We start from the raw sequence: 15,946 nt of genomic DNA on the forward strand, positions 1-15,946 counted from the left end.
AATTTTTCTTGTTCAACTGGGTCTCCCTTTTTATGTTTTGGACTGGGTTTTTGACAAGAATATCTCGACTTTTTTAAGTAATCCCATCCCCTTTGATTCCAAACTTTTTCTCGTCCCGTTTCCTTTTTTATCCATCGGACTACCTTCGGACTTGTCCAGATTCCTCCATCCGCAGGACGTTCTTTCAGTTCTTCTTTTAATTTTTGAAATTGTTCTTCCTTTAATAAAGGTTCTTTTCCTCTCCAATGTTCCGCACTTTTTTTCTTGAGATTTTTAACTCCTTTTTTTTCTAATTCATTAGATCTTTTAATAATTCTAAAACTATATTGATAATCTAACCCCACAGCTACTGCCGCATTTTTGATTGTCCATCCTAACGATATTTTCCACAATAAGTGCCATCTTCTTGTTTCCACTGAGTCTTGACTGCTTCTATATCTATCTTTCAGTTCCTCTGAACTTAGATATTCGGCTAAGTAAGCTTTCTTAGGCATTTTATATCCTCGTATTTAATCGTTTTATTATAACAGGATTTGGTATGAGAAGCCGTTTGAAAGACGGATTGTTTTGTCTCTTCATTGATTGACGGTTGTCGATTCTTATCACTGGTTGTAGTTCCTTACAATATCTTCAGTGTAATTATAGCGTTTTTCAGTCTGCTGAGCTACAAAAGTTATGGGCTTTAGGCAAAGGGCAAGAGGCAAAAGGGAAGAAAAATAGGTATACCTCACTAGCTTAGGAAACGCTATATATTTATGACCGACTATAAGAACCCCTTGTTTAATTGTTCGTTTCTCAGCTATTAGCCGCAGCGGATATCAGTGACGAGATTCTATTTTGACAGGGTTTAACTAATAACATATTTTCAGTTTTTCTTTGACGGATATAGCGCACCTAAATGAAATGTAAAAACTCTCCGTTTGCCGTCGTGCTACACTTGATTTCTAGAGCCTACCCGTTCATAAATCAATTAGGCGCACTATAGAGTATGAGCGAGCTTTTCTAAACATTTTTCATTCTACTCCTTAAAGAGGGTTTTACTCGTGGATTTTGTCTTATTACCAGTTCAAACAACTCCTAAACGAATTTTTACAACATAATTTTGATTTGTAGCTGTAAATTTGTCAGAGATTTTACCCGTTCGCTATCCATGGTATCTAGACGAATTTTTACTTCAGAAACCCTCGCATCTACACTTGCCACTGGGTCAGAACTGAGCACATCTTGTTTCCCAATTTCTAGACCGATCTGCTCTACTGTACCGTGTAAAATTTCAGGAAACGCTTTACTCGTTAATATCGCTCGTTGCCCTAAACGAACCTGATCGATATCTGTCTCGTACACTTCGGCGATCGCCACCATCTGTTGTGTACGTGCTAATTTAAAAATGCTACTATTATTTTTGTTGATCGATTCTCCTTCACGAATATTAATCTTAATAATTTGCCCGTCAATAGGAGAGGAAATATAACTAAACTTTAAGTCCGATTGAGATTTCTTTAAAGCTGTTATTGCCGTATCGACATTAGCTCGCGCGACCGCCACATCCACTGGTCTTACTTCTTTAATTTGAGCGAGAGTTGCTTTAGCCTGTTCGATCTGTTTTTGCAGAGTATTTTTAATTTGAGATAAATTAAACTCTGCCTCTTTAACTTGCCAAGCTAAAGTTTCTTTCTGCAAGCGTTTACTATCGTACTCGGAAGCGGATATCGCTCCTTCACTATGCAAGAGATCGTAACGGTTATATTCATCGATCGCGTTTTGCAATTCTGTTTTCAGACGATTAATCGTCGCCGTTTGCGTGATCACCTGACCGTTGAGATTCGCCTCCAAACTAGCGATATTTTCTCGTTGGGCTTGAATTTGTCCCACTTTTGCTCCCGCTTCTACCTGTGCCAATTGAGAACGTGCTACCGCCACTTGATTCTTCGCTTGTTCGATTTGCGCGAGTAATGTGATTTGACCATCGAGAACTGCGAGTATCTGTCCCTTTTTCACCGTATCACCCTCTTGAACTAATAAGCGGGCAATACGGGTTCCCCCGATGGGAGAAGCGGCCAATTCGAGCATTTTTCCTTGAGGTTCCAAACGTCCTAAAGCCGCTACTTTTTTCGGAGTAATTTTTACATCGGAATTCGTTGCCATTGCGATAGGTTTAGCGTTCGTTTGTCGCAATAACTTGTAAAAATTCCAAGCGACGATCATAGAAGTTCCTACTAGAAAAACATAAACGAATAAATTAACGAGAAAGCCAAGATAGAGACGAAGAGCGATTTTGATAGAGGAAGGATTCATCGATTTACTTTTCTAAATTTTCAACAACGATTTTCGAAGAGTTAAAAACGGAAGAATGTACCGATCTTTTAACCGAAAAATTCATCACTCGCCATGCGATAAATACCAAAATAGCACCAGTCCAGTAGGGAGTAGCAAAACCGAAGTGATCGAAACTAAACCCCGCCCAAAGCGGTCCAAAAATCATCGTAATACTTACTAAAGCTTGTGTTGCTCCCATAACTTTTCCTTGTTCCTGCTCCGAAGCTCCCGATGAAATTAAACCCCGCAAAGTTGGCATACATAAACCGACACCAGACGCGAAAACTCCCACGGCAAAATAAAAACCGACTTCCCGTACTCCCATCGCGATCCAAACGAGAGCGATACCCGCAAACGCTAAACCCGTAATCGCTACTTGTTTCTCGCTGAACCGATTTAATATAATCCGTAGTAATCCCCCTTGAACGATCGATGAAACTAAGCCGATGTAAGCGAAAAGTATGGCGTTATCTCCTGGAGTCCAATGGAATCGATCACGCGTTAAAACAGCGATATTCGTTTGGAAACCGGCAAAGGAAAGGTTAAAGATTAAAAAGGCGATAACAAGATAACCAATCAAAGCGTGGCTGATTAAGTCAAACACTTGGCTAAACGGATTTAAATCGGCGACCTTAAACGATCGTCGGTTTTCCACCGATAGGGATTCGGGAAGTGCAAAAAAGCCAAAAATCGTATTGAACAATGCTAAAGTAGCGGCGGTTAAGATCGGTAAGTTGAGGTTAACTTGCACTAACAGACCTCCAACCACTGGACCGAGAATAAACCCCAAACCGAAAGCTGCGCCGAGAAGTCCGAAGTTTTTCGCCCGATCTTCACGTTTCGAGATATCGGCAATATACGCTTGAGCCGTGGAAAGAAATCCCCCAGTAATCCCGTCGAGAATCCGTCCGACAAACAACCAAACTAAACTATTTGCCAAACCGAAAATTGTACAGCCGATAGCTGTCCCGAAGGTACTCCACAATAAAACTGGACGACGGCCGAATCGATCCGATAAAGAACCTAAAAGCGGACTGGCGATAAAAATAGCGAGAAAAAAACTGGCTTCCAGTAAACCCACCGTTAAAGCGTCACTTCGGTAGTGCTCAATAATATAAGGAAGAATAGGAATAATCATACTCCCACTCATAAAATCGATAAAAATTGCTAGAAAGATAAAAACTAAAGCTGTGCTTTGTTTACATTTCATAGAAAAACTCCAAAAATAAGAAATTTCTTTTCGTGTGAGTAGTAATGATCTCGAGTTTACTCCGTGAGTATCGAAGATTTATTGATCATGAGGAAATCACTCGGAGTGATCGATCATCTTTTAGGCTATTACGCAAGAGAGAAACGCTTTGTCTTCCCGTAGAGTTGAAAGAACCTTAGTTTTCAAATAAAGTTATCTCTCTTGTGTAATTTTGGAAAACATTTCCTGATTCTGAAGACGTGAAGGATACGATAGATAGTAATGGCGACAGATCGCTAGAAAATTACAAGTTTCCGCTACTCCCGCTACCGCGTATAACTCCCATAAATAACTCTGAAGATGCGGATATTCTGTTAGCCGGCGGAGATTACAGCCAAATGCCCCGTAATAGGCGCAATCAAATCGGATCAACGTCACGAATAAACACCAATCCGCCTCTGTAATCTCGTCACCGCACAGAAAACGCTGAACGGATAGAAATGCCTCCCACCGATCGAGAGCCGTAAACAACTCCTTCAAAGCCTCCTCTCGCGCCGCCTGTGTAGCCGCGAATCCCACCCGATAAACCCCGTTATTGACCAGATGAATTTCATCGATCCTTTGATCGATCAGATATTCCTTTTCTGACGGGCAATATGACCGTGGCGATCGCGCAAGCGAGATAAATTCTCGATCAAGCATCCGAAGGATTTCTCGTGACTCGTTATTTACAATTGTCTGGCGTTTTTTATCCCATAAAACGGGGACGGTAGCCCTTCCCGTATAGTTCGGCACGGCTCGCGTGTAAACCTGCCATAAATAAAGATCGTCGAGTGAATTTTGGGGAAATGTCCAACCCTGTTCCCCGACCAATGGATCGGCCATCGACATCGAGATCGATTCTTCTAATCCCTGTAATCGAAGCGCTAGTAAAACACGATGCGCCCAAGGACAAGAGGGAGAAACATAGAGATGATACCGTCCGGACTCGGCTAAATAACCCGAAGAACCGTCTGCCGTTATTTTGTGTCGAAAAGTCGTCGGACTACGTACATAGCGTTGATCCCGCGTCGGTATAACGCTTTCTATTCGCCATTGACCTCCATTAAGATATCCCATGATCGCGATTCTCCTTGTAAAAAATTAATCGGATGTTTAAGACAGCAGAATTTTCGTTAAATTATTGAAAATTCTGCTGTCTTTACTACAATCATTTAGCAATAATTTCGGTAGCGAACCTTAATTGTTTCGTAGTTTCTAGGCAACTTTCAACCCGAGTTAACCAAGCCATTAGCAAGCCCTGTTTTTTCAAAGCGGGGAAAAGATCTTTAAATCGTGATCTGGCAATAATTTGTAGTTGAGAATAAATCGCCAGATCTGCAGCGGTGAGGCGATCGTTAATTAAATAATCACGATTTTGTAGCCGCTGTTCTAGGCACCAGCAAGCCTCTTGAAAGCGTTTGATTCTTTCTTTATGAGGTAGTTTAGCGATCCCCTGAGCTTGTAAGCGTTTAATCATTGTCTGACGGATTAAGGGAGGGATGATCCTGCGCAATGGGTACGGTAGCCCTTGAAAAGCCTCCGCTTTAAATGGCTCAAAATGTTCGTTGATCGCCCAACGAGAATAAACTAAAAACCAATAGAGAGATTCATCACTCCAATCCTCTAGTAAAAGAGTTTCCGCGCGTTCACCTGGATCTAAGGGGTACAAAGAAGATGTGTGGGGATAAATTTCATCCAATCGCTTGAGAATATTTGTAGAATCCTCGATGATCGTGTCATTAATTTTAATGACCGGTAATTTTCCTCGTTGAACCCAACTCGGAGACCGATCAAGTACGGTGACCTGATGCTCGATGCCTTTATAACGTAAAGCGGCTAGAACCTTGAGACAAAAAGGAGAAGAAGACGGCAGACCGAATATCGGAGTCCAGATAAAAACATTGATAGCACTCATGATGATTTCCTCGGTAATCAAAAAAACTAAACAGTAGTCAGGGGTGAACTAGACCGAAATGCTGGGACATCGCCTAGAGAATCCAACCAACGACGGGTCGCGGGAAACGGAGTTAACGATAAATTACTGACTTGAATTAATGTCTCTAATCCTGGCGCGTAAGCAATGTCGGCAAGCGTTAATAAACCGAATAGAAAGGGATCGGCTTGTTCCTGTAACTGCGATTCCAAAAAGGCCAAAGCCGTCTCTTGAAAATTGCTCGAGAGTTTCTCGATAATCGAGCGACCCGAGCGTTGACGAAATTCTTTGAGAATGGCGGAAATTTTCGGGTAAAAAACTTGGTCGGCGTAGAGGGTGCTCAGGCGTACGTTGGCTCGCGCGACCAGGTCAGTGGGTAATAGGGATCGTTCTGGAAACGTTTCTTCCAAAAATTCATTGATTACCGCCGAATCGTAAATAATTTTCCCGTTGTAATCTAAGACTGGCACTTGGCCGAAGGGGTTGAGTCGGAGAAAATCAGGTTGTTTCTGTTCTCCCCGTTCCAAATTGACAATCGCTTCTTGATAGGAAATCCCTTTGTAATGGAGAACGAAAGTCACTTTGCGACTACAGGAAGATTTTGGAAAATGATACAGGATGAGTTTGTTCATAAAATACGCCCGAAAAACTAGAGCCGTTTCAGTACAATAGCTAAGCTTTGCCCCTCGCGATCGCGACCGTTGATGAGGATATACTCCAGAGGGTGAGATATGGCTTTTCCCACTACATGACAACCGCAGGGGGGTGGCAATACAATTCCTGTCAGGCTATAGGTGGGTAATACCGTCTGCTTTTGAAAACTGAGACAAGCCAATGCGATATCTACCGCCATGTTTGCACCGAGTAAATTGCCGTAGAGTGATTTCGGGGCACTCAATAAGATGCGAGAATTGTCGCCGAAAACCGCACCGAGACAACGATACTCTTCCTGATCGGCGGTGAGATTTCCCGCTCCGTCTAGCAACACGTAATCGATCCGATCAGCACTTAAATTCGCGGTTTCTAAACAACGTTTGATTGCCGTTTCTAAGGACATTGCCCGCCCGATTCCGACTACTTCGGCGTATAGATTCGCCTCCCGTTGTTGCGCTCGCTCGTAATTCTCCACCAGAACGATTCCCGCGCCCTCCCCTAACAGATGGCCATCGGCCTGATCGGTAAACGGCTGATACTGCTGTCGAGTGGAAAGTTCCTCCTCGGACAGAAAAGCATTAATTACCAGAGAACTCAAGGGAGATTCCGCCCCACCGACGAGAAACGCTCCCGCTACTTCCGATTCCAGTAACCAGAGTGATTGTTCGAGGGCTAACCCCGCGCTTAGTCGATCCCCAGCGAGGGTTTTACTATAGCCGCCGATTCCGTGATAGATCGATAATTCTCCTTGCGGCGCGGCGGGAAACCACGCAGTGGCAACGTAGGGGTTAATCGCTTGCATTCCCTCGGTATAGAGAGGATACATCATCGGTTCCACATAAGACCATCCCCCCGTACAATTGCCCAAGAGAATCCCCAAGCTATCCTGGTTTTCTTTGACAAGCGGGAATGAAGAATCTTCTAGTGCAGCTTTCGTGGCCACGGCTGATAATACGGTAAAGCGATCGAGTTTTTTTAACTGACGCTGATTTAATCCGTGATCTAACTGTTCCTCCCCAATACTGGCCACTAGAATTCGAGAAAACTCCTCGTGGGGTTGAAAGAGAGGTTGACCCTCGGCTAGAGTTCGCCAGATCGTGTCGAGATCGACCCCGGCGGGAATCGCCAATCCCAAACCCGAAATTACATAGCGGTGCTTATTCATATCTGTTCCGTAAAAGCGTGAATGATGACGCTAGAATGAATTCCCGAAAAACCACTGCTGGTTTTCAGCAAGCAACGGGTCGGTTGGTAGCGAGCTTCATTGTCTACCACATTTAGAGGACAATCGGGATCTTTTTCAACTAAGTTGATAGTTGGTGGGATAATTCCCAATCGTAGGGACTGCACCGAGGCGATTACTTCGATGCTGTTCGAGGCGGACAGAGGATGACCGATCTGGGATTTATTCGAGGTAACGGGAATCGTCGCGGCCCGATCGCCGAAAACTCGATAATAGGCGTTCGTTTCCGCCACATCGTTCTGCGGGGTCGAGGAACCGTGTGCGTTGATCGAATCGATGGCATCGGGAGTTAAGGTAGCATCTTTGAGAGCGAGAAAAACCGAATCGGCGATGCGTTTGCCGTCTTTGGGAATATCGGTCATGTGATAGCAATTATTAACACTGCCGAAACCCATTAATTCCCCTAAAATCATCGCTCCTCTCCCTAGGGCGTGATTCAGTTCCTCGATGACTAAAATGCCGCAACCTTCCGCCAAGACAAACCCGTCCCGCTCCCGCTCAAAGGGCCGACTCACCTCACTTGGTGGACGGTTACTTTTCGATGTGGCGCCGATTTTTCCGAAAGCCGCCACTGTTAAGGGGGTGATCGGTGCTTCCGTTGAACCAGTTAAGGCCATATCTACTGCGCCAGATCGGATCGCGGCTATCGCGTAACCGATAGCGTCTAATCCTCCGGTACAACCAGTGGTAATGGTAGTGTACCCTCCCCGACAGTTGTATTGTCGCGCCAAAATCTTCGCCGTACTGTTAAAATCAAAAGCATCTATTAAACTGGTGTCGAGAAGCGGCACGCCCTCCAAACGGTACTGCCCTTCTTGACTTTGCTGACGAAAAGCCCTTTCCATGCTGGCGATCTGGGCGATCGCCGTCGAAATAAAGACTCCCGCTCTTTCCGGACGCGGCAATTCTTCTAGATTCGCTTGATTCAAGGCTTCCCGCGCGGCCACGAGGGCGAATTGGGTGGAGCGATCAAGCGTCGGGGAGAGCGCGGGCAGGGTTTGCCAAGGCTCGAAATCATCAACGATCCCGGCGATTCGGGAGTATTCCTCACTAATGGGAAAGGCGGTAATCGATCGCACCCCCGATCGACCTTTACAGCAATTACTCCAGAATTCCGCTACTGTTTTACCGTTGGGATTGATCGTTCCCATACCGGTGATCACGACTCTTCTTTTATTCATGGGATTGATTTCCTCACGCAATTAATAGTCCGTAAAAATTTTCCCGAGAACGGATTGACCGTTCTTGGCGTTCGAGTTCGGACTTGACCGAAGATAAACCCGACTCGATCTCGATTAACGCCTTGAGTTTGAATAGTTCTCCCTGCAATTGTTGTAATTGTGAGTTCGTTTGCTCTTCCGTCCATTGAGTCGGTAAATGAATTTCAAAAGTCAATCGCGTTTCTAGCTCGTTAGTCTCTAAATGAATTAATGCCGATTCTAAGCGAGTTCCGAACAGAGAATGCAGATTCAATTGGTAACCGGAGAGTGTTTGAATCAATTCAATCCAAGTGGTCGCCTGACCGAACTTAGTTTGTACAGTGTAACGTTCCTCTTTAACCTCCTCGATAGCGAGAAAAAATTGCGTCCATTTTAATAAATTTGGAACGTGATTGACAAAGGTTTTTACCTCTTCTATTGACGACTGAATGTTGACTGATCGGTTATAGAAAATAAAGTCCATGATCGAACCCCTAGGTACTACAAAATCGAAGGTACGAGTTTTCGTTAATAGAAAAGAAGTGGCGAGTGATAGAACTTCGGTAGTTCTATTTCTTTTCACTCCTGTCTTCCGCTAGTCGCTAGATTCGGGAACGATCGCCACCACCCGACTCCAACCGGCACCACAACCCCGAACTTTGATAGGAAAACAGGCGACGGTAAAACCGGTGGAAACCGGAATTTTCGCGAGATTAGTCAAGCGCTCGATCTGGCAATACTCCCGTTGACGACCGTAAAAATGGGCAGGCCAGAGAACGTCCTGTCGTTTCTGTTGCCGGTATCGATCGAGCATTTGTCCGAAGGGAGGATCGAATCCAAAACTGTCAACACCGATTACCTTAATACCCTGCTCAATTAACCAAGCGGTCGCCTCTCGGCTGACCCCGCGAAAGTGGGTGAAATATTCGGGCTCGCCCCATTTTTCTTCGGCCCCAGTATACAGAAGCACGATATCGAAGGGTTTTAGCCGATAGTTAATTTCCCGTAACTGTTCCTGAATCTCGCTCACCCCGACGGATTGATCGACGGAGTCCCGACGACAATCTAGCCGGACTCCGGGATGGAAAAACCAATCTAAAGGCAATTCATCGATCGTTTTAGCGGGTTTTCCCTCGCAGAGAACCCCGTAATGATGGGGAGCGTCGATATGAGTTCCCGAATGGGTAGTACAACGCACGTATTCCAGAGACAGTCCCATCTTTTCGGGAAAAGCGTTCCGATCGATGCCGATGGGTTGACCGAGAATATCTGCCCCCCGCGCGTGATCGATGTACTCGATCTCGACGGGAACCGGTTCGCTCGGGGTGGCTTCTAGGGTTAAACTCAGATCGATTAGACGCATAATTCCCTTACTCTGGAAAAATAGGTGAGCGAGTCCGTGGCGACATCGTCGCTAAGAGCGAGTAATTTTAGAAAATAGAGACGGATCAAGCGATCAACCACTTCCTCAAAAGGGATCGCCTCTATCCTCTCGATCGGGCTTCCCGACCAGATATAGCCGACTGTTGGTTCCGAGAGTGTTGACCAATCTTCCCATCGAGAACTACAGTTGGAAATGACAGCGATATCGTCGTGTTCGCCACCGAGAAACTGGAGGGTTTTTGGGACTTGACAATCGACCAACCAACGTTCGACTATCTCTCGATGTGCCTTCAGGTTTTGGCTGTAGCGTTGAATAAAACTACGCCGTTTCTGTCCAGCATTCCGGAAAGCCACGTAAAAATACTCTGGAAATACCCCGAACCCTAAAACGGGATCGTCCGACCATTTTCGTCCCTGAATCGGAAAAGATACTTTAATGTAAGTACGGTAGGGAGCCGCTTCTGGATGAAAACGTCGGTCGCGATTGATACGCATCACGGTCGTATTTACCCGATAGGAAACATCCAATTTCGGCTCTAATCTTTGCAGAACTGGCCGGAGACGATCGATCAACCGACTGATCGGGGTAACGACTTGGTTTTGATAAACCTGACGTTCCGCGTTAAACCATTCCCTATCGTTGTTTCGCGTCAACGCTTGCAGAAATTGAAAAGTTTCTCGGGGTAAAGGGTAGGAGAGTTGAGACATATCTCGGCGGGTTGAATAAATGGAAATTTTCTTAGATTCCGAGGGATCGGCACTATCAACTTTTCGGAAAACCGTTTGTGGATATAGCGGCACCGATCCGATGGGGAGAAACTATCTAGGAAGTGCCGCGGATTCTCGCCAATTAGCAACGGAGCCAGATAGAGGGATGATTATCCTATTACCGAGGCGTACTGTTGACGCGCCCGCGTCATGGCGAGAGTCGGTCGATCGAGCGGATCGGCGCCACCGAACAGATGTAACACCGCCAAGGGAACTCCCCAAGGAAGATGGGGATCTGCGCAAGCCATGGTTAACTGGCGCAGGGGCAGACTATCCAACCAAACCCGACCCGTATCCTGATGACGGTCGATCGACTCCCGCACCAGTTGATCGTAGGTGATCGCCACCTCGTTCCGATCTCTCCCCGCCGCGATTTCTTGAATCGCTCGCGCCGCTAATTCTCCACTGTCAAGGGCGAAGGCAACCCCGGTCGAGAAGAAAGGATCCCCGAAAACCGCCGCTTCCCCAGTGATCAGGTATCCAGGCCCGCTAAGGCTACGACATTGCCAAGGTCGATCGATCACTGGGATCACTGGAAGCGTCCGCTGTGCTTTTGCGACTGCTTCCGCGAGGGGCAACCAAACAGCGATCGCCCGATGGAAGCATTCTGACGGGTTTTTCCCTTCGGCGATCGGCGCAGAGCGGGCTAACACCGCAATCACGCTAAAGCGATCATCACTTAAGGGCGCGATTAGAAGATAACCCCCTTCGAGGGTCACCACCGTCATGCCACCATCGGGAAGTAAAGCGGCGAAATCGGGATGGACAAAATGAGAGAAAACCGCTATTCGCTCGTCCAGAGGCTCGCCCACCGTTTTTAAAGTTAGGATGTTAGGAAGCAGGGAGAATTTCCCGCTGGCATCGACAATCGAATCGGCTAGATAGTCCCAGGTGTTCCCCGCGTTCTCGCAGATCACCCCGGTAACCCGCTTATCACTTTGGATAATTTCCGTGACAAGGGTTCGCGGCAGGTAGGTTACCCCCTGTCGCACCGCTTCTTCCACCAAAAGCCGATCAAAGACCGTTCGATTTAGGGTTAGCCCGCGTTCGTCCCTTAGATGGCGACAGGGTTGGATTTCCACGGAAAAGTCGAAATCACCTTGACAGGCGACGAATCGAACCGGTTTCGGGGGTTCTAGAGCGGTTTTCACGTTTCCATCGACCCCCAAACGCTGGAGTAAATCGTCAGACCAACCGCAGTAGGTTTGGGGAATTTGCGGGGTCGGGTGTTGACCCCGATCGAGCATCAGAACCGTTAAACCTTGTCGGGATAACAGATTAGCGGCGGTCGCCCCCGCTGGTCCGGCACCGATGATGATTGCGTCATAAGATCGAGAGGACATAACTATATCTCTACAGAAGAAAGATTCGCGTAATGGCGTTGTAAGTATTTTGTCAACGTTTCCAACCGCTCTTTAAAAGCTTTATGAAATCGCTGTTCTCTGATTTTTTCATCGGTCTCATCGTTTTGGAGAAAGGGAGAGATATTGTACTCTCGGTAAGCGATAATCTGGCAGAGATCGGCATCGAGCCGGCGTATTCGCCATATCCCGCGATGAAAACTCATCATTGGTGGTGGTTCTGGATTAAAAAACCAAATATCCTCTCCCTTTCGCCAGCGGATCGCCCGTAAAGGCACTCGCTCTCCCTGCCAATCTACCCACATCCGACATTCTTGGTGAAAACCGTCATCGTAGGTAATTTGATATTGGGTAATCGGATTCCAAAGACTCTGCAACTTCTCGAATTGCCAAAGATCTTGCGATACCTGATCGACAGAAGCAGAAACCGTTGTTTTTACCGTTAGGAACTTCATGCTCCCCGCTCCAAACTGGCTTGAAAAAGTCCCAGATTGTGCCGCAGGTAGCACCGTAATTTTTCCCCCATTTCTTCGTCGTTCAAATCGTTGTTCGGGGCTAGGGTAAACCAGCGCTCGGCCGTTACCGTTACCTTGTCCTGTTGTTCTTGAAATGTCCAACGACCAGTCATCGATTGGAAACCGGGAGGAGGAACCGGTTGAAACAATTCGATGTGATCGTTCGGTTGGCAGAACCGGATACCTCGGATCATTTCCGCTCCTTTGGGACGCTCGACGGTCATCAGAAATTCTTGATGGCAACCATCGTCGTAGAGAATGTCCACTCCTAAAACATCGGGAAGAACCCGCTTCCAATTCTCTAGGTCGGCGAAGGCATTAAAAACAGCCGCGAGCGATCGATGAACCGTTACACTTTCGCTAATCATGCTACACTCTCCACTATGATCGATGGATTTTCCAAAACACGTTTCCAATTGCCGAGGGCGAATTTCGCGTGGTTGAGTAATAGATCGGCCACTCGTTGTTCGTAATCACCTTCTGAAAACATCGCCGCCGCCTTTTCCTCTTGAAGATTCCAATTATGGAAAGTAATCACCTGACAGGTTTGATCGTCGATGGGAATAAATTGCCAACCTCCAGCATGATGGGTCAAAAATTTTGGTGGTTCCGGTTGAAAAAAGCTGATCGTACCTTTGTCCCCATCGCATAAACGCACTGACCGCACAGTCAGAGTTCCCGCATCTTTTTCCGAAACTACGGTCATTGTGAATTCTTGATAGCGTCCATCATCGTATAGAACGTTTATGGCTTGAATATGGGGAAGGAATTTTGTCCAGTCCTCGAGTTTGAATAACGCTTGATAAGCGGCTCGATCGTCACAATTAATGATCGCATCGGTTTCACAATAGTATTGAAAGCCTTTTTCGGTACTCATACGGCAACTCCTACAGATTGTTGAACTAATTGATTTAAATCCTTCAAAGAATGATTTTTGTTGATCGAATTCATCGGTAAATCGATACCAAAAAAGTCTTCGATATTACAGTGCAATTCTACGATTTCTTGAGAATCCATACCGAGGTTATCGCCAAGTACAGAATCGGGTTCTAACAAATCGATTTCAATGCCCATATCGGCCAGGATAGACAGAATATCTTTCATCACGAATATCTCCTAAAGGTGACAACAAAATAAATGGATAATGGAGAAAAGGCAGTTCCTCTAAAAAACAGTTTGGAAATACGCGGTTAGCACGCGTGATTAAGCGATATCGCCTAACCAGCGTTCTCGTTTATTGGCAACTAGATCGACCATCGGAACATTCATCGCCCAGTTAGGCTGTTTGATCGCTCCCACATCGCCCCAAAAATCAGGATTGACAAACTCTAACAACACGTTCATACGCCATTCTTTACCCAGTTTTGTCATTACGATCCGGTCGGACTGAATCGCTACTAAACCTTTTCGGACTAAGCGATCGATAATATCACCGAAATCATCTATTAATTCACTACCGAACTGTTGACGGTAGGCGGAAAATTCTACCTCGAAATATTGGAAGGCGAAAATGACGTAACGTTCTTGGCGAACACGGGGAGACATCTGGTTAGAAACTGACGTGATCAGGTGTTCGCCACGATTAACCATCTCGATGTATTTATCTACATTTTTCTCGCTTCCCGTGCGATAACTATTAATGAAACTATACGCTCCCGCCCCGATACCCAAAGCGTCTCGCGCTTCTTTAAAAGTATACAGGTTATACGGGTTATCGTATCCCTCTTGAGCGAAATGATCGAACATATACATCTTATAGCCCAATCTTTCCGCATAATTAACCGCTTCTCGATACATGCTAACAACGTATTCAGAATCGGGGTCTAAAACTGGTGGAACTTCTCCTTTCTTGATTAAATTATCTTGAGGAGTTCCCTCGTGAATCCGATAGAGATAGATAGTAAAATGCTTGATGTTCAAGCTTTCTAAGATGTGAAGATCTTTCTTCCACACATCTAGAGTATGGCCAGGCATATTGTACATCATATCCATCTGGATATTATTAAATCCCCGTTCTTGTAGCGATTTAATGGTGATTAAACTCGCTTCGGCAGCATGAGGGGAGCCGACAATTTTTAACACTTTTTCATCGAAAGACTGTACTCCTAAACTCACTCGATTAATTGGAGAGTTCACGACATAGTCTATTTTGTCCGGTGTAAAGTCCCGAGCGTTCCCTTCTAGCGTTAAAGAATAGCGGGAGGATATCGGAAAACTCTCGAATAAGGCATCTACTAGCCTTTTTAGGTTATGGGTTTTAAGAATCGATCCCGTACCGCCACCGATATAAATCGCTTTCAAAGAGCCATCCCGCCATCTCGGATAACTACCCCAACGTTGAATATCTTTTATCAGAGCATCGACGTAGTGAGTTTCGTAATCAGCAGAATCAATTTCGCTTAAAATTTGTACAAAGTAAGGACAAGCTTTGCATCGTACCCGACAAAATGGAATCGATAGATAAACAACGTAATCTCCCGCGGATCGATCTAGTTGTAAATAGGAGGAAGCGAATTGACTACCTAAAGAATTTTCCCACATAGCGGGAGGATACAAAATAAACGGTAAGCGACATTTTTCTGGATAGGGTCTTACTGAGGGTTTGTCTAGGGTAAACATAATCACTCTTGTGGTTTTCTATCGAGGTTAAAATTACCGATGTTCGGCGTTGCTGATTTGAGATATGAATCTTCTCTTGTGGGATTTTTAAAACCTAGACCCAAACTAACTTTTGGATGGGTGCAAGGTTGTCATTCATACCTTGATTCAGCAACGCTCCCTAAAGCTACAGCTATCGTATTGGTTAAGGGGAACAATACAGACGTTTGAGCTTATAGTGCTTTTCATGTGACTGAGGTGTTTACAAGTCTTGCCAACAAAGAGTTTAGGCTCTATGCCTGCGCCTCATTCTAGCGAGAAGTGCTATATCTTTAGTCGTGGGAGCATCTCATTTATGCAAATGAGTAACTATACTTATCCTTAAAGCTGTTTTCTAGCAAGGCTTTCAAAATAGCTTGACATAAAAAACTGATTTAGAGGTTACAAAGGTGAGGTGCTCCCTTAGTCGTTCACCCTTGCACATCCACAATACCGATAAAAACTTTTTTTGTCAATCGATATTCCGCACATTTGTATAGATTTTTATGTATGGTCATTTTAATTAAAATTGAGAATATCCATACATTTGTATAGATTTTTATTCGGCGTTGCTGAATTAAGCTATGAATCAGTAAGGAATAGGCACTTCTTGAAACTTCAGATAATGAATTAATAAACGAATAGAGTATCCTAACATTTCTGTAGACTTAGAATAGCAGAGTGTTTTGCGATGCAATCGGGCTAG

At 45.3% G+C, this 15,946-nt stretch carries 17 protein-coding genes and 1 pseudogene; all 18 read right to left on the reverse strand.

Annotated elements, in window-relative coordinates; genetic code table 11:
* Positions 1–494: helix-turn-helix domain-containing protein (locus IM473_RS14580; protein ID WP_287660106.1), on the reverse strand; the 494-nt coding region annotated here is incomplete at its 3' end.
* A gap of 595 nt (positions 495–1,089) precedes the next feature.
* Positions 1,090–2,295: an ABC exporter membrane fusion protein gene (locus tag IM473_RS14585; RefSeq protein WP_287660107.1), complete on the reverse strand. Its 1,206-nt coding sequence runs from the start codon at positions 2,293–2,295 to the stop codon at positions 1,090–1,092.
* Between the two features lie 4 nt (positions 2,296–2,299).
* The gene (locus IM473_RS14590; RefSeq protein WP_287660108.1) at positions 2,300–3,526 is read right to left on the reverse strand and encodes an MFS transporter; all 1,227 of its coding nucleotides are present in this window, start codon (positions 3,524–3,526) and stop codon (positions 2,300–2,302) included.
* Between the two features lie 192 nt (positions 3,527–3,718).
* Positions 3,719–4,624 (reverse strand): glutathione S-transferase family protein, encoded by a 906-nt coding sequence (locus IM473_RS14595; RefSeq protein ID WP_287660109.1) that lies wholly within the window; start codon positions 4,622–4,624, stop codon positions 3,719–3,721.
* A gap of 91 nt (positions 4,625–4,715) precedes the next feature.
* A complete protein-coding gene (locus tag IM473_RS14600) occupies positions 4,716–5,462 on the reverse strand; it encodes a glutathione S-transferase family protein (RefSeq protein WP_287660110.1) in 747 nt (248 codons plus the stop codon).
* 26 nt (positions 5,463–5,488) lie between these two features.
* Positions 5,489–6,112, reverse strand: coding sequence for a glutathione S-transferase family protein (locus IM473_RS14605; RefSeq protein ID WP_287660111.1), 624 nt, complete (start codon positions 6,110–6,112; stop codon positions 5,489–5,491).
* A gap of 17 nt (positions 6,113–6,129) precedes the next feature.
* Positions 6,130–7,299 (reverse strand): beta-ketoacyl-[acyl-carrier-protein] synthase family protein, encoded by a 1,170-nt coding sequence (locus tag IM473_RS14610; RefSeq protein WP_287660112.1) that lies wholly within the window; start codon positions 7,297–7,299, stop codon positions 6,130–6,132.
* The gene (locus IM473_RS14615; RefSeq protein ID WP_287660113.1) at positions 7,296–8,558 is read right to left on the reverse strand and encodes a beta-ketoacyl-[acyl-carrier-protein] synthase family protein; all 1,263 of its coding nucleotides are present in this window, start codon (positions 8,556–8,558) and stop codon (positions 7,296–7,298) included. The genes IM473_RS14610 and IM473_RS14615 overlap by 4 nt, the downstream gene beginning before the upstream one ends.
* 13 nt (positions 8,559–8,571) lie before the next feature.
* Positions 8,572–9,159 (reverse strand): hypothetical protein, encoded by a 588-nt coding sequence (locus IM473_RS14620; protein ID WP_287690504.1) that lies wholly within the window; start codon positions 9,157–9,159, stop codon positions 8,572–8,574.
* Between the two features lie 12 nt (positions 9,160–9,171).
* A complete protein-coding gene (locus IM473_RS14625; RefSeq protein WP_287660115.1) occupies positions 9,172–9,939 on the reverse strand; it encodes a cyclase family protein in 768 nt (255 codons plus the stop codon).
* Positions 9,930–10,667, reverse strand: a complete 738-nt coding sequence (locus IM473_RS14630; protein ID WP_287690505.1) for a DUF2461 family protein — start codon at positions 10,665–10,667, stop codon at positions 9,930–9,932. The genes IM473_RS14625 and IM473_RS14630 overlap by 10 nt, the downstream gene beginning before the upstream one ends.
* Before the next feature lie 170 nt (positions 10,668–10,837).
* Positions 10,838–12,070: an NAD(P)/FAD-dependent oxidoreductase gene (locus IM473_RS14635; protein WP_287660117.1), complete on the reverse strand. Its 1,233-nt coding sequence runs from the start codon at positions 12,068–12,070 to the stop codon at positions 10,838–10,840.
* Between the two features lie 2 nt (positions 12,071–12,072).
* Positions 12,073–12,543, reverse strand: a complete 471-nt coding sequence (locus tag IM473_RS14640; RefSeq protein WP_287660118.1) for a hypothetical protein — start codon at positions 12,541–12,543, stop codon at positions 12,073–12,075.
* Complete coding sequence (locus IM473_RS14645; RefSeq protein WP_287660119.1) at positions 12,540–12,971, reverse strand: SRPBCC family protein; 432 nt, start codon at positions 12,969–12,971, stop codon at positions 12,540–12,542. Before IM473_RS14645 ends, IM473_RS14640 begins: the two co-directional genes overlap by 4 nt.
* Complete coding sequence (locus tag IM473_RS14650; RefSeq protein ID WP_287660120.1) at positions 12,968–13,480, reverse strand: SRPBCC family protein; 513 nt, start codon at positions 13,478–13,480, stop codon at positions 12,968–12,970. The genes IM473_RS14645 and IM473_RS14650 overlap by 4 nt, the downstream gene beginning before the upstream one ends.
* The gene (locus IM473_RS14655) at positions 13,477–13,707 is read right to left on the reverse strand and encodes an acyl carrier protein (RefSeq protein ID WP_287660121.1); all 231 of its coding nucleotides are present in this window, start codon (positions 13,705–13,707) and stop codon (positions 13,477–13,479) included. The genes IM473_RS14650 and IM473_RS14655 overlap by 4 nt, the downstream gene beginning before the upstream one ends.
* Before the next feature lie 99 nt (positions 13,708–13,806).
* Positions 13,807–15,222: a coproporphyrinogen-III oxidase family protein gene (locus IM473_RS14660; RefSeq protein WP_287660122.1), complete on the reverse strand. Its 1,416-nt coding sequence runs from the start codon at positions 15,220–15,222 to the stop codon at positions 13,807–13,809.
* A 607-nt stretch (positions 15,223–15,829) separates the two neighbouring features.
* A pseudogene (locus IM473_RS14665) lies at positions 15,830–15,946 on the reverse strand (IS1 family transposase); the annotation flags it as partial.

Origin of the sequence: Microcystis sp. M015S2 (genome assembly GCF_020245945.1) — a bacterium.
Taxonomy (GTDB): domain Bacteria; phylum Cyanobacteriota; class Cyanobacteriia; order Cyanobacteriales; family Microcystaceae; genus Microcystis.